Source organism: Rhizobacter sp. LjRoot28 (assembly GCF_964253025.1).
Classification (GTDB): Bacteria; Pseudomonadota; Gammaproteobacteria; order Burkholderiales; family Burkholderiaceae_C; genus Rhizobacter.
Window position 1 is genome coordinate 3,476,193 of the sequence record NZ_CAXUQC020000001.1, and the last position, 19,398, is coordinate 3,495,590.

Sequence of the window (19,398 nt, forward strand, 5' to 3'; positions counted from 1 at the left end):
AGGCCGCTCACGCGACCAGCCGACATCAGTTGCGGTCGGCTTGCGGAGCACGCTCGCTGTCCATGTTGGACGAGTTGTCAGGCGTGCTGGAGAGCGTACCGGTGTCGCCGGTGCTCGACATCGTGCCGGTGTCGCCGGTGGTCGACGTGCTGCCGGTGCCAGCGCCGGTGGTCGACGAGGTGCCGGTGTCGCCCGAGACCGGAGCCGAGGTGGACGGCGTGGTCGAAGGCGTCGTGGAGGTGGAGTCCATCGGCTGCGACTGCGTGGCGCCGTCGGCGGCCGGCGTGGACGAGCTGTCGGTCGAGCTTTGCGCGTAGGCGAAGCTGATGGCGCCCACGAGGGCGGTGGCGGCAGCGATCGAGCTGAGGGTCTTGGATGCATTCATGTCGTTTCTCCTGATTCAGTGCCGTAAGGCACAGCGGGTGGGACAGATGACCGGCCTTTCGAACCGGCTGAGGACCACTTTAGAAGCGACGACTGTGGACGTCCGTCGGTAGGCGGCGGACGGTGCTGTAGGACAAGCCCAGTCTGCGGGCGCAGGCTTTAAGCCCCGTACCAGCACCGGGAATCGTCCAGGGAGCGGGCTGCGCCGGCATGGCGGCACAACAAGCCACGACCGCCCGTTGCAGGCTACCGGTCGGTGCTGACGGCTGCGGGCGGGGCGCTGGCTTCCGCCCTCCAATGGGCGGCGAGGTCCCTCATGGAACCCAGGGCCAGAGCGAGGAACGCCGCTGCGCACAGCCGGTAGGTGAGCCGAGCCCAGCCATCCCCGAGGCGCGCGAACAAGGCGCCCACGGCATACGCGCAGAAGAACGCCCACACCAGAGATGAGAGCATGAAACCGCAGAAGAAGGTGGTGTAGTCCTGGGGCGTCGGATCGCTCACGCCCACGGCGCCCATGGCGCTGCCCACCGCCGCCCAATAGGCCAGGTTCTGCGGATTGGTCACCGACAGGGTGACACCGGCCTTGAGCGCCCGACGCGAGCTGCCTCCTGCTGCCGGCGCAACCACGAACTCGCGGCCGGCTTGCCGCCAAGCGTCGACCGCCAGCCACACGAGGTAGGCCGCACCCGCCAGGCCGATCGGCAGCTGGAGCCAGCGCAACTTGAGCACGAGGCCCACCCCGAGCAGACCGAGCACCGCCCAGAGCGCGTCGCCCGTCAGCGATCCGACCTGCACGGCAAATGCCGGGCGAAACCCGCCGCGCGCGCCCTGGCGCACCGTTTCGGCGAACACCGCACCGGGTGCAGCGTTGAAAACAAGCCCCAACAGGAAGGCCGAAATGAAGAGGGTCAGCATGGAAGGCGGTGGTCAGGTGGGCGACGGGGTGGGGCATGAAACCTGGTGCCTGTGCAGCCGCCAGGCACCGCCCACAGCCTAGCGCAAACCATGCCGGCATCGCCGCCGCCCCCCTCTTGATTCCGGCAGGCCTGCCACCAATTCGGTGTCCGACGGGCCCGGCGTCCCGCCGCGGCCGTCCCTGATCACTGAAAGGAGGATGTCATGAACGACACGATGTTGAACTTCCCGGGCACGCTTTTCGGCGAACTGGAACGTCTTCAGCGGCAGCTGGAAGACACCATGGGCAGCGGTCGGGCCGCCAGCATCCGGCCGGCGGCGCCTGGCGCCTTCCCGGCCATCAACGTGGGCAACACGCCGACGAGCGTGGAGATCTATGCCTTCGCCCCGGGGGTCGATGCGGCGGCGCTCGAGCTGACGCTGGACCGCGGGGTGCTGATCGTCGCAGGCGAGCGCACGGCACCGGACACCGGTTCGGCTGAACACCGCTTCGCTTACAGCCGCGAGCGGCCATTCGGCCGGTTCCGCCGTGCCATCACGCTGCCGGACGACATCGACCCGTCCCGCGTCGAGGCGAAATACCAGGATGGCGTGCTTCGCGTCTCGGTGGCACGGCGCGCGGAAGCGCAGCCGCAGCGCATCGCCATCCAGTGAACCGCTCATCTCTCACTCGCTGACAAAGGAGCCGAACACCATGAACACCGTTCAAACCCGCAACGACACCCGTCACGCGCCATCCGCGACGACGGGTTCCACGCCAGCCGACCGCACTGATTCGCGGGTGCTGCTGCCTCGCGTCGACGTGATCGAGGACGACGCCGGCATCACTCTGCTGGCAGATGTCCCGGGCGTGCCGAAGGACCAGCTCGAGCTGAAGATCGAGGGCGACACACTGACCTTCGAGGGGGCCATCGCGCCACTCACGCCCGGCCAGCTCGAACCCGTGTATGCCGAGGTCCGGGTGCCGCGCTACCGTCGGGCGTTCACGCTCAGCCGGGAACTCGACGTCGCGCAGATCAGCGCCAGCATGAAGGACGGCGTGCTCACCCTGCGCATTCCGAAGCAGGCGCACGCCCAGCCACGGCGAATCCCCGTGCAGGCCGCCTGATCGGCCGGCCCGCTGCCCTGGCTGCTTCGGCCGGGCGGCGGGCGGTGCTGATAACATCCCGGGCCTCTTCGAAAGTGCCCGCTCCATGTCCAAGCCGTCGACCTCTCCTGCCCCGTACAAGCCCGAACCCATCAGCGGGTACACCGAATGGCTCCCGGAGGCGCGCCTCGTCGAACAGCAGTGGATGGATCACATCCGCAAGGTGTTCGAGAGCTACGGCTTCTGCTCCATCGAGACGCCGGCTGTCGAGGAGATCGAGGTGCTGTCTGCCAAGGGCGGCGATACCGAAAAGGAAATCTATGCGCTGCGCCGCCTCTACGACGCGCCGCAGGATGCCGAGCCTCGGGTGGCGTTGCACTACGACCTGACCGTGCCGATGGCTCGCTATGTGGCCCAGCATTACAACGACCTCGTCTTCCCGTTCAAGCGCTACCAGATGCAGCGGGCCTGGCGGGGAGAGCGTCCGCAGGAAGGCCGCTTCCGCGAGTTCTATCAGTGCGACATCGACGTGATCGACAACGAAGAGGTGTCGAAGAGCTTCGACGCCGAATTGCCGATCATCGTGTACGAAGTGCTGCAGGGCCTGGGCGTGGGCCCGTTTTCGATCAACGTCAACAACCGCAAGATCCTGCAGGGCTTCTACCAGGGCCTGGGCATCGAGCAGATCACCGAGGCGATCCGCATCGCCGACAAGTTCGACAAGATCGGTGCGGACGGCGTGAAGCGCTCGTTGGTCGAGCAGCTCGGCATGGCAGACGACGTCGCTGCCAAGTGCGTCGCGCTGGCGCAGATCCGCACCAGCGATCTCGGCTTCGTCGAGCAGGTGCGTGCCCTGGGCGTTCAGTCGGCGTTGCTCGACGAAGGCATCGAGGAACTGCGCTTTGTCATCGACCACATGAAGGACATTCCGCCCGGCCACATCTGGGCCGACCTGTCCATCGCACGGGGCCTCGACTACTACACCGGCACGGTCTACGAAGGCAAGCTGCTCGACTACCCCGGCTATCCGAGCGTGTGCTCCGGCGGGCGCTATGAAAACCTGGTAGGGGCCTACCTTCGCAAGAAGCTGCCTGGTGTCGGCATGTCGATCGGCCTCACCCGCATCTTCTCGAAGCTGCTGAAGGAAGGCAAACTGCCGGTGGGGCCCAAGTCACCGACGCAGCTGCTGGTGGCGTTTCCTCAAGGCGCGGAGCGGGACATGGTGCGGCGTGTCGCTGCGGAATACCGCGCGCGCGGCGTGAACGTGGAGATGTACCACGAGGACAAGAAGACGCCGAACCAGCTGCGCTACGCCTCGCGCAAGGGCATCCCTTACGTGCTCTTCCCCGGTGTCGATGGCGCACCGCATCAGGTCAAGACGATGGCCACCGGCGAGCAGGTGGAGGTCGGCGCCGACTGGCTGCCGACCTGACGCTTCGGCCGACCGGCGTAACAGGCGACGAGGTGCCATCAGGCACCTCGTCTCACCGCGATACCGCCGCGATCACGCCATGGCGGACATCAGGCTGGCCTCCTCGGCCGTCAGGCGTTCGACCAGGGCGCGCACATGAGCCAGGTGGCGGGCCTCCTGTTGCAAGGCAACGGCGAACTGCTTGGCGATGTCGGCATGGCCGGAGCGGTCGGCCAGGTCGATGAGCATCTCCCAGCCGGCGTTGTCCAGCAATTCGGCATCGAGCATCACGTGGAGTGACTGCACGAGCGACGTGCGCGGGTCGTTCATGGCCTGCACGAGTCCCATGCTTTCAACCCCGACCAGGTCGGCGCACGGTGTCTGAGCGGTCGGGTCCGCCCCCAGCTGCCGAATGGCATCCACCACCATCATCATGTGCTGCGCTTCCTCGTCGTGGAACTGCGTCAGCGCCGCCAGGTCCGCCGCGTCTAGCGGCTCGTCGGCCACGCTGCACTTGGCCAGCAGCGTCTCGTAGAGGCGCACGCCGCCGCGCTCGAAGGCCAGGCGTTCGCCCAGCTTGTCGATGAGGACTTGCGGACGTTTGCCGGTGATCATGTCGACGCCCGACTTGAGCACGCCCTTGACCGTGCCGGGTGGCGGAACGGAACCGAGGGCGTCGGCTTCGTCGGCATAGTCCGCCCGCACCTGCACGTCGCCACGGGCGCTGGTGTCGACGGCCCCGAAGGCCTCGAGCCCCGCTTCCATCTCCGCCGTGTCCTTGGGCGACATGTGAATGCCCGTCTTGTTGCCGCCCAGTTGTGTAGAGTTTTCCATCTGTGTGTCCTTCGATCTGTAGGGGGTTCGCGCTCAGGCGGCCTTGGCGACGTTGAGTTCGGTACCCGGTCGCCAGCGGTAGCCGCCAGCCACGAGCTCGGTGGGCGAGCCCTCCGAATTGAGGTGGCGTCGGTACTCGATCGACCGCGGGTTCTCCAGGGCCTTGTCGACGAACTGCGTGCCGTCGGCCCGCAAGTCCACCTCCGCGGCCAGCACCTGGCGCACGAACTCGCGCTGCGAGGTGATCGGAATCGGGTCGGGAAGAACAGCCGGCAGGATCTCCGCCACGTCCCGCTTCTCGATGTTCTGGAAGTGCTCGATGGCCACGTGCAGCTGCCCCAGCTCGTAGTCGAGGAAGCGCTCCCACAGCGCCTTGATGCGCGGGTTGGTTTCCTGCATGGCGCAGCCGTGGTAGTTGTAGACCTCGGTTGCTTCGTGCAACACCCACTTCTCCAGCCACGACTCGTGCGGGTCGATGATCGACTCGTACTGGGTGGTGTGCTGCTCTTCGATTGAAGCGATCTCGGCGTACAGCAGCCGCGCCATCGGGTCGGAGAACAGCGGTCCGACGTTCATGTAGTAGTTGTGCGTCTGCTGCTCCGCCGCCATGATGGTGAGCGCATGCAGCTTGGACAGGGGCGCCGCCGTTGTGCGGTCATAGTGTTCGCGCAGGTCGTCGAGCGGGTCGCGGTGCTCGTCGACCGTCGGGCGTCCCGGCAGGATGTCGGTGTAGCTCTGCAGGATGTTGTTGGCGTCCTTGCCCTCGAGGCGGTCGAGCAGCGCGGAATAGCGGTGCATGTGGTCGAAGTCCTCGAGCAGGCCGAAGCGGTACACCTGCGCCAGGTACGGGTCCGGCTCACGCAAGGCCACGCCGGCCGTGACATCGATTGCCACCTGCTCATAGGCGATGGTGGTCTCGAGGGGTGAGTGGTCGGCGCCGATCAGCCAGTTGATCGTGGTGGCCTGGTGCTGCTCCACGCGCCGCAGTTGAGCCAGCACGGGTTGCAGCGCCTTGTTCATCCGCGCGCAAGCGTGGGAAAAGCGCAAGGCTTCCATCTCCAGGCCATTGTTGAGGATGATGTGCACGCGGGTGTAGGCATCGTCGTCGAGCTTGCTGATGGGCTTTTGCACCATGTCGCGCCAGGTGAAGCGCTGTCGATCGAGCGGCGTGCCGCGGTTGTCGAGAATGTTCAGTGCCATGGGTACTCCTTGTGTGGGGCTGGGTGGCGGCGGGCGGCTGGACTGACACGCCGCGCGGCAAGCGGTGTGCCGCGGGCGACCGGGTTCGGCCGGTCCCGCCGTCCGACGAGGACGGTTGCCGGGATGTGCTTCCGGGCGCAGTGGCAGCCCGATCGGCGCTGCATCGGCGAACGCCGGGCGCACGAGGAAAGCGGGCTATTCGATCGGGCCGCTCAGGATTTGAATGGGCATGGTGACTCCTTCGAATGGGTCTGCCCATGCGGCAACCCGCGTGCCGAAAACCGCTGCCCGACTTTCAACGCGGCGTTGTCTGACGGCGCGTGCGAAGCGTGATGGACCACCGCAGCTCGTCGGTCGGTGCCACGCTGTGTTGCCACTGCCAACGCGCGGGCCCGCCGATCAGATAGGCAGACCGCGGTGCCACGTGGGCCGTCAGTACCTGGCGCCGGCTCTTCGTCCCGGGAGGCCAGGGCCGGAACCGCAGGCGTGCCCAGCCGCCGAGCGAGACGCCGGCGACCAGCTCGAAGTCCGGGACGTCGCGGTGCCACCCCAGGGGCGTGCCGGCGGCGTAGCGGGACACCAGTGCGTCCTCGAACAAGCGCGCCTCCACGCCCGCCAAGCCGGCGATGCGCGACCTCAGCGGGATGAGGAAGTCGGGAAGCGGGTCGCCGGGCAGCAGGGTGTTGGTGTCGAAGTCGAAGCGGCTGCCGAAGGACAGCACCTCGCGACGGGCGGTGTAGCCCTTGTACTGCGCGGGCGCCAGCGGCAGCTGCCCGACCGCGGCGATCAGCGCGGCCTCTTCCGTTTCGTCGATGAATGCCGGCTCGTAGTGCCAGCCAAGCGGCCATCCCCCGCCGTCGTCGTCCTCATCGAAGAGATTCCGCTGTCCGTCCATCCCGCGCAGATGGGGATCCGCGAACGGATCGCAACCATCGGCGCTCGCGCGTCAGGCCGCGATGACCGTCAACGGTTCACCGTCAGCCGGCGTCGCCGTGGCGGCGCCCTGCCGCATGGCAGCAAAGAGCGGCTGGCGAGCAGCCAGTTCGTTCGGCGTGCCGATGTCGACGATGCGGCCTTCGACCATGAAAACCACGCGATCGAAGTGCGGCAACAACGCCATGCGGTGCACGGCGGAGACGATGCACGCATCCGGGCAGGCGGCATCCAGTCGCTCATGAACGAGTTGCTCGGTCAGCGCGTCCAGTGCGCTGGTCGGCTCGTCCAGCAACAGCAGCGAGCTGCCTCGGGCCGCCAGCACGCCCCGGGCCAGCGCCAGCCGCTGGCGTTGTCCGCCCGAGAGGTTGAATCCTCGCTCGGACATCGGGGTGTCCAGGCCGCGAGGCAGGTCGGCCAGCACGCCATCGAGCGCGCTGATGTGAATGGCGCGCGACAGGTCGGCTTCGGCCACCTCTTCGTCGAAGGCGAGGTTCTCCCGCATGGTGGCCTCGAACACCTCGGCTTCCTGCGGAATGAGCGTCGCGACATCCGCCAGGTGGCGCCTGCCGAGTTGCGCGACCCCATCGACTTCCACGTGACCGCGGTCGGCGTCGTATAGCCCCGCCATGACACGCAGCAAGGTGCTCTTGCCGGAGCCGCTCGGCCCGACCAGCGCGATCCGCTCACCACGCTCCAGGCGCAACTGGATGCCCTGGATGCCGCCGCGCTCCGCTTGTCCATGGCTGAAGCCGAGGCCATGCAGTTCGATGCGCTTCCAGTCCGGAGGCAAGGCCGGGCCGCGCTCGAGCGGTTCGGGCGCGTCGCGGATGACATCCGCGCTGGCGAAGTCGGTCTGCGTGCGCGCGAGGTTCTGGTAGTTCGACGCCATGGCGCCCAGCACCCCTGAGGCCTGCTGGGCGTACTGGTAGACCATGAAGAGGCTGCCGATCATCAGCGTGCCGCCCGCCGCAGCGGCGGCCGACGGCGTGGACGACATCGCGTAGACGACCACGAGCCCCCAGGTGAGGCCGAGCATCATCAGGTCGACGGCGCACCACTTCCATTCGTTCAGCACGATGGAGCGGCGCAGCGGCTCGAAGATCGCCAGCATGCGGTGGTCCAGCAAGCGGCGAGTGGCTTCCTGCAGGCGCAGGCTCGCCACGGCCGAGATGTTGCCGACGAAGTCGAGCAGCCGGGCGGCGTAGCGCCGGTCGGCCTGGTTCTCGCGTGCGGCCAGGCGCATCAGTGCGCGGTCGAAACGGACGATCATCACGGCCGTGAAGACGAAGCCGCACAGGGCCAGCGCGCCGGTCATGTGAGACAGCAGCATCAACGCCACCAAGGGCCCGGCGATGTTGATGAAGTTCTGCAGGTAGATGAACTGGCTTTGCGTGAAGCTGCCCAGCGCCGTGCTGGCCTGGTGAACGCGATGCTGCAGGTCCCCGGAATGGTGGCGTTCGTGCCAGGTGAGCGGCGCGTGGCACAGTCGCTGGTACAGCGCATCGGCGACGCCGCGGCGCACGCGCAGCGCAACGGACCGCTCCATCACCCGGGCGGGACCATGCAGCAGCCACATGCCCACCTGGAGCGCGACGATGGCGGCGATCCAGCCGCCCGCCGCCGGCAGGCCTTTGCGCCCACCCACCTGGATGCTGTTGATGGCCTGCGCCGCAATCCACGGCGAGCCCAGCTTGAGCAATTGCGAACTGCCCAGCAGACCGAGGGCCGCCACGAAGCGAAGCCTCGCCCCACGCGCATGCGCCCAGACGTGGCGGTAAAGCGTGGCGAGCGGCGTTGGAATGAGTTGCGCGGCGGCGTGGGACATGGTGGTTCGCGAGGCGGTCGAAGGACCAGCGCCTGCACTCTACGGGTTCACCCGCGGGTTCGGCAGTCAGGGCCGCGCCATGGCGCGTGTCCGAATCTGCCTGACACGACCCGCACGCACTCGAGCGGCATGAAACCGCGGCGTCTTCCCGGGACAGGGCCGCTTGCCTGTAGAGTCGTGGGGCCGAACTGATCCCGATGTTGCCCGATGCCTCGTTGCCCCGCTGCCTCGCCGGCCTGCCCCCAACGCGCCGCGACATGACAGCCGCCCGCATGCTCATCTGCAGCCTGCCGCAGGCGCGCGACGTATTCGCCGACGTGGCCGCGCGATTGCGTGCGGCCGGCCAAGCATTCCGCCCTGCTCCGCCCGAGCCGGACAACTGCTGCGGCCGGGGCTGCAACGGGTGCGTCTGGGAAGGCTTCTATGCCGCGGCGAACTACTGGCAAGACGACGCTCTCGACCTGCTCGAAGCCCGCGGCCGGCTTTGCGCTCACCCGTCGCACTTGGCGCCATGACCCTGGATCACCTCGCTCCCCTCCTCGATCACTTCAAGGTGCGGGCACGACTGTTCCACGCAGGCCCGCTGTGCGGCAGCCCCCACTACGGTGCCGGCGCCGGTGTCGGCTTTCTCCACGTATTGCGCGCCGGCACGCTGGAGATCGTGCACCCGGCCGGCGAGCATGGGCTGCCAGCGCGGCTGCACCTCACCGAGCCGACGCTGCTGCTCTACGCGCGTCCGGTGCCTCACCAGTTCATCTGCTCGGCAACGGCCCCCGCGGACCTCGTCTGTGCGTCCATCGCCTTCGAAGGCGGCGCGCAGCACCCGCTGGTGCAGGGCCTTCCGCCCTTGCTGAGCGTTCCGCTCCAGGCCTTCGGGAATGCGCACCTGAGCTTGCAGCTGCTCTTCGACGAGGCGGACGCGGTGCGCGCCGGCCAGCAGCTGCTGGCCGACCGGCTGGTCGAAGTCGTGTTGGTGCAGGTGCTGCGCTGGCTGCTGGACAGCGACATCTCGCGCCGACCTCATCACGGCCTGTTGGCGGGACTCGCCCATCCTGGCCTTGCGCGGGCGCTGACGGCCATGCACGAGCAGCCGGCGCAAGCGTGGACGATTGCGGCACTGGCCCGTGAGGCCGCCATGTCGCGAAGCGCCTTCGCTCTGGCGTTCAAGCGGACCGTTGGTGAGCCACCTGCCGCGTACCTGTCGCAGTGGCGGCTGTCGATCGCCCGCCAGCGCCTGGCGGCCGGCCACCCGCTCAAGCAGGTGGCCGGTGATGTGGGCTACCAGAGCGCATCCGCACTGTCGCGCGCCTTCGCGTTGCGCGAAGGCGCGTCTCCGCGCGAATGGCTGCGCGGTCAGGCCGGCCCGGCCTGACCGGGCCGGCAGGCGACGTCCGCGCGTCGCCTCGACCGATCACCAGTTCTTCTGCTGCGAGACCCACTTGCCCGTCGTGAACGCGCCGCCTGGCGCCAGGAAGCTGGCGCGACGGTCGGTCTCGTCGGCCAGATGCCAACGCAGCCAGGCCACGATGGCCGGCAGGCCTTCTCGCGCAGCGTTGATGTGAGTCGCGCCGGTGATCACCGTGAAGAAGACGGGCGTGGTCGTCGCGGTGTAGTCGTTGCGGCAGTTCGGCGTGGCGGTGGTGTCCTCGGAGCCACAGATGTATGCCGCCGGCTTGCGCAGGTTGCGCGAACCTTGGCCGTCGAACGAGCCGCCCGCCACATGGATGGTGGTCTTCAGGCGTGGGTCGCTCGCGATGGCGAAGGTCCCCACAGAACCCCTCGAGTGACCGCCCGCCGCGATCCGAGCGGTGTCGATCTTCTGGTAGTACGGACTGGCCGGACGGCCGTTCTCGGCGATCAACCAGTCGATGGCGGCCTTCATCTCGCTGCCGCTGCTGGTCGAGGTTTCCGAGTAGACGATGAAGCCGTGGGACGCGATGCGCCGCAGGTGGAAATCGTAGTTGCTCGGTCCGGTGCCTGCACCAGGCCCCCAGATGAAGACGGGGTGCTTGAGGCCGTTCGCGCCGAGCGTGGCGGGGTGCACGACCCAACCCGCCCGCGCGGGACCGGTGTTCGTGGCCGCGTTGGTGGCAAACGGCCCGTCGGCGTCCACGCTGCTCACGGGCGGCAGCGTACCGCCGCCGGTCGGAGGCGGCTCGTCGCCGCGTTGCCCGCTCAGCACGATGTCGTCGACCGTGTAGCTCTCGAGGCCGCTGCTGCCGGACACGGCGAAGCGCAGGCGGATCTGTGCCTGGTTGGCCGCTGCCTCGGGGAGCGCGATGGTGGTGGGCCCGAAGGCCGACCGCGTGGACTCGAGCGTGGTGAACGCGCCGCCGTTGATCGACACGGACGCGACACCGGCCTCGCCGAGGTCCAGGCCGCTGGTGCTGCGGGAGAATGTGAGCGACAGGCGCGACACACCCGTCGTGTCGATCGGGGCGGAGGTGATCGCGCCCTTGCCAGAGCCGAAAGCTCCCGCCAGCCGCGCGCTGGCGTCGCTCACGTACACACTGCCACTGCCCGAGAACTGGCCGAGGCCGCCGTCGAACCGTTCCTGGAACACGACGGTCTGGGCGCTGGCCGCGGCGGCCAGCAGCACCAGCGCCGCACCGAGCGCGCTGTTGCGCATCGAGATGAAAGTCATGCCGAGTCTCCTTTTGCTTGGTCGATGGCGAAAACCGCCGCGAACGGCGCAGCGCACCCTCGTCGCCAGCGGAGGGTGCGGGAGGGCCCGGCCGACGTGGGTCAGACCCCCGGGGTCCACACGGCACACTTGTGCGCCGCCTTGAAGTCGTTCACCACCGTGCTGCCCGCGGGACGCAACTGCAGCACCGGCTCGGTCGTGACGTCATAGCGGGGCCAGTTGCTGCTTCCTGCGGCGTTGGGATCGCCAACCCGGCTCTTCACGAAGCGCGACCAGTAGCCGACCATGTCCTCGGCCAGGGCCTTCTGGGCATCGTTCAGGCGAGCCGTGCTGGGCAGGTCGAACAGGTACTGGATCTCGGCCGCGTGGTAGGACCGGAACGGAAAGCTCACGGGCGCCTGGAGCGCCATCGGTGCGTCCGGATCGTTGAACTCGTAGACGTAGGTCGGCACGCCGGTGGCGGCGATCTGCCGGGCGGCCTTGCGGGTGCCGCACGCAAAGAGCGAATCCGTGACCGCCGCCGACAGCGCCAGCGGGCGCTGTCCACCGTAGGCGGCTGCGGGATAGAGAGCCGCCACGCTCGCCCCGGCCGCGCCGAAGGTGGCCGTGAACCGGGCGGCCAGATCCGCATCGGTGGCCAGCAGGTTGATGTAGCCCGCGCTGCCTGGCAGCCTGAGTGCGCTCGCCGGAGAACCGGGCGCCACGCCGACGTTGTTCATGGCCGTCTCCTCGCCCGCAAGCAAGGACGTGTACTCGTCGGTGGTGTTGCCGATGAGGACAGGGACCTGCGCGATGCGCCCCTCCGCAACAGCCGCCTGGTTTCCCCGGACCAGATACTCGCCGTCGACGTTCGGCGCATTGGTGGCCGAGAACGTGGCGGCGCTCTGCTTGTCGATGATGCTGGCAAGCGGCAGCGCCCGCAGGCAGGCGGCCGCGTTGGCATCGTTCGGGCAGGCGAATGCGGTCTCCGCAAGCGCCGCGCCGCCGGCCTGTGCCGCCGCGCCGGTCGGCTGGTCGGTCACCGGCCCGCTCTGGAGGATCGCCTTGTGGAACAGGCCGGCTGCATGGGAGGTGTTCAGTTGCGTGAGCACGCTGGCCGCACCAGCGGACTGGCCCGCGATGGTGACCTGGTCCGGGTCGCCGCCGAAGGCGGCAATGTTGGCTTTCACCCAGCGGAGGGCCTGCGTCTGGTCCATGACGCCGTAGTTGCCGGCGCGACCCGCTTCGTCGGCCAGGGCGGGGTGCGAGAGAAAGCCCAGCGCGCCCAGGCGATAGTTCACCGTCACCACGGTCACGCCTTGAGCGGCAAGGCGCGCGGGAAGGTAGCCGTTGCCTTGCCCGTACTGGAAGGCGCCGCCGTGGATCCACACGAGCACCGGGTGCGGTCCGGGCGAGGTGGGCGTGAAGACATTGAGGTAGAGGCAGTCTTCCTGCCCGCCCGCGGCGCCGTAGGCCGACATCGGAGAGGTATCGCGCTGCGGGCAATGGGGCCCGAACGACTTGGCGGCGCGGGTGCCGGTCCATGCGGCCGGCGGCTGCGGCGCTTTCCAGCGAAAAGCACCGACAGGAGGCGCCGCATACGGAATGCCGAGGAACTGCTTCATGGTGCCGGAGGCCGACAGGCTGCCCTCCACCACGCCGAGTTGGGTGCTCGCCGTCGGCGCGGCAGCCGGTGGGGCGGTGGCGTCGTCGTCTCCGCCACAGCCGCCCATCAGGGTGGCCAGCGCCAATGACACGGCCATGGCCAGGGATTGCTTCGTCATGTTGTTCTCCAGGGTGGCTGCGGTCCGTGTCTCTCCACCGGACGCACGGCGACTCTAGGAACCCGGCCGCCTCCGGTCTTTCACGTTCTTGCGACGACCGGCGCAAGCTTGTTGCAGGCGAAAAGCGCCGGAGCCTCCGTGACGCCCGGTGCGAGCGGCCCGGCGGGTCGCTCACGGGTCGGAAGGAGCCGAGGGGAAAACACCGACAGGGACTTCCCTGAACCGGACGGCCCGAATCGTCGGGCCATCCGGCCGACGACGGATCAGTCCACCACCAGGCTGTAGCCTCCGCCCGTGCTCCCGGTCCCGCCGCTCACGAAGTGCACGCGGATGAGGTACGTCGCCTGCGTGGTGCCGCTGTTGCGAACGGCCAGGCTGTCGAGCTGCCCGGTGCCATTGGTGCTGCTCGCCAGCAGCGCGCCGCCGCTGCTGTACACCTGGAGGTCGTAGTTGGACGTGCTGTTGGGCGTCAACCTCGCGCCCAGCGTGCTGCCGGGGTTGATCGGCACGCGGAAGTAGTCGTTGTCACCCAGGCTGGCCATCGTGCCGGTGATGGTTTCGCCTTCACGGGTGGCCCGTGCGGAGGCCGTGCCGTCGTTCGGCTCCATCTCGTTTCCGGCCGGCTCCCCGGTGCTGCCCCCGCCCGCCGCATTGACGGCCGCAGCGGCATTCACGATGCCGGCGCCGCACTGGCTGCAGCTCGACGGGAACGGCCTCGCCGTGCTCCTCAGCCGCGACGCCACCTCGTCGGGCGTGAGCGCCGGATTGCGCGACAGCATCAGCGCGACGACGCCCGCGACGTGCGGTGCTGCCATCGACGTGCCCTGGTAGTACGCGAAGCTGTCCCCCGCGGGCCCGCGGCTCCCGGCGTTGAGGGTGGACAGGATGCCGTTCGCCGCGCCCGAGGCCGTGTCGCCTCCGGGGGCGGCCACCGAAACCGCCGCGCCGAAGTTGGAATAGGACGCCCGACCGCCATTGCGGTTCGTGGCCGCCACGGCAATCACGCCGGCACAGCTGGCCGGTGAGAAACCCGATGCGTTGGTGTTGCTGTTGCCCGCGGCGACGACCACCACGGCGCCGCGTCCGCGCGCCGCGTTCACCGCGTTCTGCGACGTGGTGTCGCAGGCCCCTGCGCCGCCGAGCGACAGGTTGAGCACCTTGGCCGGCGTGGGGTTGGCGGGCATGCCGGACACGGGGGCGCCCGCGGCCCACACGATGCCGTCGGCAATGTCCGAGGTGTAGCCACCGCATTGACCGAGCACGCGCACCGGCAGCACCTTGGCGCCGAACGCCACGCCGGCCACGCCACTTCGGTTGTTCGTCACGGCGGCGATGGACCCGGCCACGTGCGTGCCGTGCCAGCTGCTGTTGCGGGAGGGCGAGAAGAAGCCGCATTCGCCGAACGACGACCAGTCGCCCGGATCGCGGGCGTCGCTGTCACGGGCATTGCCATCGTTGGCCATCGCGGTGTCGCGAATGAAGTCGTAGCCCGGCAGCACGTTCGCGGCGAGATCCGCGTGCGGCCGGAAGCCGGTGTCGATGACGGCGACAACCACGCCCGCACCCGTGGCAAGGTCCCACGCCGGCGGCAGGTTCAAGCCGCCCGTGGCCTCGAAGTACTGCCACTGCTGACCGTACTGGGTGTCGTTGGGCGTCATTTGTGTCGTGAGGATCCGGTCCGGCTCGGCGTACTCGACGCTGGGGTCCGCCGCGGCGATCTCGCGGGCGAGCCGCGCCACCTCGCTGTGCGGCAGGCGGCGCTCGAGGCGCAGGACGTGGGCATCGAATGCTGCAACCCGCACGTGTTCAAGCCGCTGGCCCAAACGGAGGGCCACCTCCTGCGCCCGCGCATGCAGACGCTGGCGGTCCGGAGTCGCAGCGCCCGCCTGCGCGCCGGTCTCGACCGCGCGGTATTTGACGATGAGGCGATCCGTGGGTGGGGGTTCCACGCCCCCGCCTTGCGCAAAGGCCGGTGCAACGAGCGCGGCCGACGTGAGAAGCGAATGTGCGAGGGTGTGCAGGTAAACGGCACGCGCGCGCCGGCGGCGCCAGGGGGTCGCAGTCATGGGTTGTCTCCTGTCTGTGTTGTGGATGTGCAGCGCGCCCGGATGTGTCTCCGAGCTTGTCCATGCGTTGCGCTGTCAGCCTCGCGCAATCGGTCGAGGGCGTCAACGCGGTGCTTTCCCTTCGCCGGTCCATCGCGCGACGCATTCCTTAACGGGTGTGACCGCGATGGTTCCCATACATCAAGGTCCGAGGGTCGCCATCCGGACTTCACTGTGAGAGAATGGGAACGATTCGCATTAGCCATCGTCAACCGGGGTCATGCCGCTGTGCACGCTCATTCCCTCTACCGTGATCACCACCCTTGGCTGCAAGGTCTGCTGCGCAAGCGGGTCGGCAACCGCGACGATGCAGCCGACCTGGCGCACGACGTCTTCGTCCGCATCATGGGTTCGGCGCTGCGAGCCGACGAGATCCGCGAGCCCCAGCGCTACCTTGCCACGATGGCGCGCGGGATGGTGGCCGACTTCTTTCGCCGGCGCTCGCTCGAGCAGGCCTATATGGAATACCTCGCCGCCCAGCCCGGCGATCTTGCCCCCTCGGCCGAGGCCCAGGTCATCGTTCAACAGACGCTGGTTGCCGTGGACCGCATGCTGCTCGGCTTGCCCGACAAGGTCAGGCAGGCGTTCCTGCTGGCCCAGTTCGGCGACATGAACTACCCGGAAATCGCAGGGCAGCTGGGCATCTCGGTTCGCACGGTGAGCAACTACCTCACCCGTGCACTCGAGCACTGCTGCCTCGGTTCGGCATGAGCATTTCGCTCGACCCCGACCGGCGGGCACTGAGTGAAGCCGCCGCATGGCATACCCGCTTGCGAGACGTCGCAGCTTCTGACGCCGACCAGCGCGCCTGGTCCGCCTGGCGGGCTGCCGACCCGGCCCACCAGCGGGCCTGGGACAAGGTGCTTGCCGTCAGCGCGCAACTGAGTCGCCTCCCTGCACCGCTGGCCCTTCAGGCATTGGGCCCACGGCCTCGTCGCCGGCAGGTGCTGCGCGCGTTGGTGCCGCTCGCCGTGTCAGGCTTGGTGGGCTGGGCCAGCTGGCGAACCGTTCCCTGGCAGGCGCTGCAGGCGAAGCACCGCACGCGCGCCGGAGAGCGACGCGAGTTTCAGCTGCCGGACGGCTCCTCCGTCGCGATGGACACCGACACCGCCCTGGACGAAGCTTTCGATTTGCAAGGCCGATCCTTGCGACTTCATTCGGGCCGCATCCTCGTGACGACACAGCCTGACCCGCACGGGCGTCCCTTCAGTGTGCAAACACGCGAAGGCCAAGTTCTGGCCTTGGGCACGCGATTCTCGGTGCAGGCAGTGCCGGGCCTCACCCGTGTGGCCGTACATGAGAAGGCCGTCAGACTCCAACCGCGCTCCGGCGGGCCTCGGGAGTTGAGGCACGGCGAGCAGGCGCAGTTGTCCGAACACGAGGTCTCTGCGCCAATGCCTCTGGATGCGTTCGCCGGAAGCTGGGCCGATGGAACACTGGCCGTCGTGGACGCTCCGCTCGGCGCGCTGGTGTCGGAACTCGCCCGTTATCGGCCAGGCCGACTCGTCTGCGAAGCGGCCGTCTCCGGAATCCGCGTGTCCGGCACCTTTCCGCTCGACGATACCGATCGAGCACTCACCGCGCTTGCCAAGAGCTTTCCCGTCACGGTGACCTACCGGACGCGACTGTGGGTCTCCGTGGGGCCACGTTGAGGCCTTCTTCCAGGGCCGCGTCATGCCTTGCAAGAAGAAAGTTTGAACCGCGTTTGCAGGATGACTCCTCCTCATTCGACATAGCGCTTGAAGCCGTTCATCCAGCCTGTCGTCCAGAGGAACATCCATGTCATCCCGCTCCGCCCGCCGCACCGTTCACGCGCTCCGTCCCGCTGCGCTAACCCGTCTGGCACGCGCCGCCCTCGCCTGTACGGCCCTTGCGCTGACCGGCCCTCTCGCTCCCAATCTCGCCCATGCGCAGGACGGGCAGGTCGCGCGCCACTACGCGCTCTCGGGCGCGCCGCTCGCCGTCGTGCTCACGGAGTTCGCCCGGTCAGCCGGGGTCGTTCTGTCCTTCGACGCCACGGCCCTCCGGGGGCGGCAATCGGCCGGATTGCAAGGCACGTACACCATCGACACCGGTTTCGCCACGCTGCTCGCCGGTTCGGGGTATCAAGTGCTGAGGGACGGTGACGGCAACTACAGGCTCGCGCCGGCGCCTGCGGAATTAACCGATTCAGCAGCGACCCTGCCCCCGGTACGGGTCACCTCCAGAACGCGCGCCACGGCGGAGACGGAAAACACCGGTGCCTTCGCCGCCCGCAAGGCCACGGTCTTCAGGGGTCTCGAGTCGCTCAAGGACATTCCTCAGCCCGTCACGGTGCTGACGCGCCAGTTTCTGGAAGACCGCGCCCTGCCTGATCTGCACGACGTGCTGCAGAACACCCCGGGCGTGGCCGTCGACTATGTCGACAGCGAGCGCGTCACCTACTTCTCGCGGGGCCACCAGATCGACTCCTTGCAGATCGACGGCTTGTCGATCAACCAGAGCGGGTCCAGCTTCATCCAGCCTGACACGGCCGTGCTCGACCGCGTCGAGGTGCTTCGCGGGGCCTCGGGCATGCTGCGTGGAGCGGGTCAGCCGTCGGCTACGGTCAACATGGTGCGTAAGCGTCCGACGCGCGAGCTGCAGACCTCGGCATCCGCAGGCATCGGCTCATGGCAACGTCGCCGCATCGAAGGCGATGTCTCCGGACCCATGAATCCGGAAGGAACCCTGCGCGGACGCCTGGTTGCCGTCTCCGATGAGAAGGAGTTTTTCCAGAAGGCACGCTCCGAAGACCGCAAGGTGCTGTACGGCGTGTTCGAGGCGGACCTCACGAGCCGTACGCAGCTCACGGCCAGCCTGCAGCACACCGACCTCGACGCCACCGGCGCCTGGGGCAACATGCCCGCCAACTTCGACGGGTCACCGCTCAATCTGCCGAGGGAAACCTATCTCGGCGCCGCCTGGAACCAATGGAATCGCTACAACCGCCAGGCCTTCACGGAACTCGCTCACCGATTCGACAACGGCTGGACGGCCAAGCTCAGCGGCGCCTACACCCAGCTCCGCCTCAAGGAGGGTGGTTTCAAACAGAGCTACTTCACTCGCCCGAGCGGGGCCACCAATCCGTACCTGATGAACGTCACCACCTCGGTGTACACGGGCAACGCGAGCGACCAGCGTGCCCTGGTCGCCACCGCGGACGGTCCGGTCGAACTCTTCGGGCGCAAGCACCAGTTGGTGCTGGGCGTCGAGAACGTGCGCTCGAAGGTCACTGAAAGCTGGGGCATCTTCAACCTGAGTCCGCTGAACGGTGTGGACATTCGCGACTGGGACCCCTACACGAGCTACCCGGAGGTGTCTTACGTGAACACCGGTGTGCCGACCCGCCCGAGCTACACGCGTCAGCAGGGCGCATTCGCCACCGCCCGCGTCTCGCTCACGGATTCGCTGGCAGCGTTGATCGGCGGCCGTCTGAGCTGGTGGGAGTACGAAGCGGCGAGCGGACCCGCCGGCAACTACGACATCGGGCGTGAAGTTACGCCGTACGTGGGCCTCGTCTACGACATCAATCCGCAGCTGAGCGCATACGGGAGCTACACGGAGATCTTCACGCCGCAAAGCACGCAAGGCGCGAATGGCGCCGTCCTGGAACCGATCCGGGGCGAGGACTACGAAGCTGGCATCAAGGGAGAGTTTCTCCAGGGACGGTTGACGGCCTCGCTCTCACTGTTCCGAATCGACAACGTCGGCAAGGCACTCCTCGATACAGCGACGCCGAACGCCTGCGTCCCATCGGCCACCAACCCGGACGGCTACTGCAACGTCGCAGGTGGAAGAACGCGCAGCCAGGGCTGGGAAATGGAAGTGGGCGGCGAAGTGACGCCGGGGTGGGACGTGATGGCCGGATACACCAATACCCGAACGCGCTACATCGCCGACGCGTCCGCATCGAACATCGGCAAACCCTTGCGCAGCCAGGATCCACGCCAACAGTTGCGCCTGTTCACGACCTATCGCCTGCCCGGCGTCGCCCAGGGCTGGAAGGTGGGCGGCGGCGCCGACATCCGGAGCGAGACGAGCGCCACCGCAGGGGGGCTGACCGCCCGCCACCCCGGCTATGCCATCTACAACGCGATGCTGGGCTATCAGATCAACGACCACTACGCCCTTCAGCTGAACGTGAACAACGTGTTCGACAAGGTTTACTACAAGAAGTACTCGCCCACCGGGATCAGCACCTACTACGGCGACCCCCGCAATGCGATGGCGACGCTGCGGGTGAAGTTCTGAGCCCGCTCATACACAGCTCCGG

17 protein-coding genes and 1 pseudogene are annotated in these 19,398 nt (G+C 68.0%); 9 read left to right on the top strand and 9 right to left on the bottom strand.

Translation table 11 applies throughout. The annotated features are described in order from the left end of the window. Positions 1–25: 25 nt before the first annotated feature. Positions 26–385 (bottom strand): hypothetical protein, encoded by a 360-nt coding sequence (locus ACSQ2F_RS15895; RefSeq protein WP_436024510.1) that lies wholly within the window; start codon positions 383–385, stop codon positions 26–28. A 245-nt stretch (positions 386–630) separates the two neighbouring features. After that, a complete protein-coding gene (locus ACSQ2F_RS15900; protein WP_436024512.1) occupies positions 631–1,299 on the bottom strand; it encodes a LysE family translocator in 669 nt (222 codons plus the stop codon). A gap of 204 nt (positions 1,300–1,503) precedes the next feature. Between ACSQ2F_RS15900 and ACSQ2F_RS15905 the strand changes: the two genes are divergently transcribed. The 3 genes from ACSQ2F_RS15905 (at position 1,504) to hisS (ending at position 3,818) form a co-directional block, all read left to right on the top strand. Continuing rightward, positions 1,504–1,953: an Hsp20/alpha crystallin family protein gene (locus ACSQ2F_RS15905; RefSeq protein ID WP_436024514.1), complete on the top strand. Its 450-nt coding sequence runs from the start codon at positions 1,504–1,506 to the stop codon at positions 1,951–1,953. A 40-nt stretch (positions 1,954–1,993) separates the two neighbouring features. Beyond that, positions 1,994–2,407, top strand: a complete 414-nt coding sequence (locus ACSQ2F_RS15910; RefSeq protein ID WP_436024516.1) for an Hsp20/alpha crystallin family protein — start codon at positions 1,994–1,996, stop codon at positions 2,405–2,407. Positions 2,408–2,492: 85 nt separating this feature from the next. After that, complete coding sequence (gene hisS / locus ACSQ2F_RS15915; protein WP_436024518.1) at positions 2,493–3,818, top strand: histidine--tRNA ligase; 1,326 nt, start codon at positions 2,493–2,495, stop codon at positions 3,816–3,818. Positions 3,819–3,890: 72 nt separating this feature from the next. Here hisS and ACSQ2F_RS15920 read toward each other — a convergent pair whose 3' ends face one another. The 4 genes from ACSQ2F_RS15920 to ACSQ2F_RS15935 all read right to left on the bottom strand — a co-directional run bounded on the left by ACSQ2F_RS15920 (position 3,891) and on the right by ACSQ2F_RS15935 (position 8,592). Continuing rightward, positions 3,891–4,631, bottom strand: a complete 741-nt coding sequence (locus tag ACSQ2F_RS15920) for a ferritin-like domain-containing protein (RefSeq protein WP_436024520.1) — start codon at positions 4,629–4,631, stop codon at positions 3,891–3,893. 33 nt (positions 4,632–4,664) lie between these two features. Then, positions 4,665–5,831 carry a hypothetical protein gene (locus tag ACSQ2F_RS15925; protein ID WP_436024522.1) on the bottom strand — a complete coding sequence of 389 codons (1,167 nt, stop codon included), beginning with the start codon at positions 5,829–5,831 and terminating at the stop codon, positions 4,665–4,667. Between the two features lie 295 nt (positions 5,832–6,126). Continuing rightward, complete coding sequence (locus ACSQ2F_RS15930; protein ID WP_436024524.1) at positions 6,127–6,726, bottom strand: alpha-ketoglutarate-dependent dioxygenase AlkB; 600 nt, start codon at positions 6,724–6,726, stop codon at positions 6,127–6,129. Positions 6,727–6,777: 51 nt separating this feature from the next. Continuing rightward, the gene (locus tag ACSQ2F_RS15935) at positions 6,778–8,592 is read right to left on the bottom strand and encodes an ABC transporter ATP-binding protein (RefSeq protein ID WP_436024526.1); all 1,815 of its coding nucleotides are present in this window, start codon (positions 8,590–8,592) and stop codon (positions 6,778–6,780) included. Between the two features lie 257 nt (positions 8,593–8,849). On the opposite strand from ACSQ2F_RS15935, the gene ACSQ2F_RS15940 reads away from it, so the two are divergent. Together ACSQ2F_RS15940 and ACSQ2F_RS15945 are read left to right on the top strand one after the other, a co-directional pair. Next, positions 8,850–9,107: an oxidoreductase-like domain-containing protein gene (locus ACSQ2F_RS15940; protein WP_436024528.1), complete on the top strand. Its 258-nt coding sequence runs from the start codon at positions 8,850–8,852 to the stop codon at positions 9,105–9,107. After that, positions 9,104–9,964: an AraC family transcriptional regulator gene (locus ACSQ2F_RS15945; protein WP_436024530.1), complete on the top strand. Its 861-nt coding sequence runs from the start codon at positions 9,104–9,106 to the stop codon at positions 9,962–9,964. The genes ACSQ2F_RS15940 and ACSQ2F_RS15945 overlap by 4 nt, the downstream gene beginning before the upstream one ends. A 39-nt stretch (positions 9,965–10,003) precedes the next feature. On the opposite strand, the gene ACSQ2F_RS15950 is transcribed toward ACSQ2F_RS15945, so the two are convergent. The 3 genes from ACSQ2F_RS15950 to ACSQ2F_RS15960 all read right to left on the bottom strand — a co-directional run bounded on the left by ACSQ2F_RS15950 (position 10,004) and on the right by ACSQ2F_RS15960 (position 15,065). Beyond that, positions 10,004–11,236 carry a poly(ethylene terephthalate) hydrolase family protein gene (locus tag ACSQ2F_RS15950; RefSeq protein ID WP_436024532.1) on the bottom strand — a complete coding sequence of 411 codons (1,233 nt, stop codon included), beginning with the start codon at positions 11,234–11,236 and terminating at the stop codon, positions 10,004–10,006. 101 nt (positions 11,237–11,337) lie between these two features. Next, positions 11,338–12,999, bottom strand: a complete 1,662-nt coding sequence (locus ACSQ2F_RS15955) for a carboxylesterase/lipase family protein (RefSeq protein ID WP_436024534.1) — start codon at positions 12,997–12,999, stop codon at positions 11,338–11,340. Between the two features lie 263 nt (positions 13,000–13,262). Further along, positions 13,263–15,065 (bottom strand): S8 family peptidase, encoded by a 1,803-nt coding sequence (locus tag ACSQ2F_RS15960; RefSeq protein WP_436024536.1) that lies wholly within the window; start codon positions 15,063–15,065, stop codon positions 13,263–13,265. Between the two features lie 267 nt (positions 15,066–15,332). Between ACSQ2F_RS15960 and ACSQ2F_RS15965 the strand changes: the two genes are divergently transcribed. The 4 genes and pseudogenes from ACSQ2F_RS15965 to ACSQ2F_RS15980 all read left to right on the top strand — a co-directional run bounded on the left by ACSQ2F_RS15965 (position 15,333) and on the right by ACSQ2F_RS15980 (position 19,376). Further along, a complete protein-coding gene (locus ACSQ2F_RS15965) occupies positions 15,333–15,815 on the top strand; it encodes a sigma-70 family RNA polymerase sigma factor (protein ID WP_436024538.1) in 483 nt (160 codons plus the stop codon). Beyond that, positions 15,812–15,961 (top strand): annotated as a pseudogene (locus ACSQ2F_RS15970) (DUF4880 domain-containing protein); the annotation flags it as partial. The gene ACSQ2F_RS15965 and the pseudogene ACSQ2F_RS15970, both read left to right, overlap by 4 nt. Before the next feature lie 102 nt (positions 15,962–16,063). Then, positions 16,064–16,756 carry a FecR domain-containing protein gene (locus tag ACSQ2F_RS15975; RefSeq protein WP_436026847.1) on the top strand — a complete coding sequence of 231 codons (693 nt, stop codon included), beginning with the start codon at positions 16,064–16,066 and terminating at the stop codon, positions 16,754–16,756. Between the two features lie 127 nt (positions 16,757–16,883). Continuing rightward, complete coding sequence (locus ACSQ2F_RS15980) at positions 16,884–19,376, top strand: TonB-dependent siderophore receptor (protein WP_436024540.1); 2,493 nt, start codon at positions 16,884–16,886, stop codon at positions 19,374–19,376. Positions 19,377–19,398: the final 22 nt, after the last annotated feature.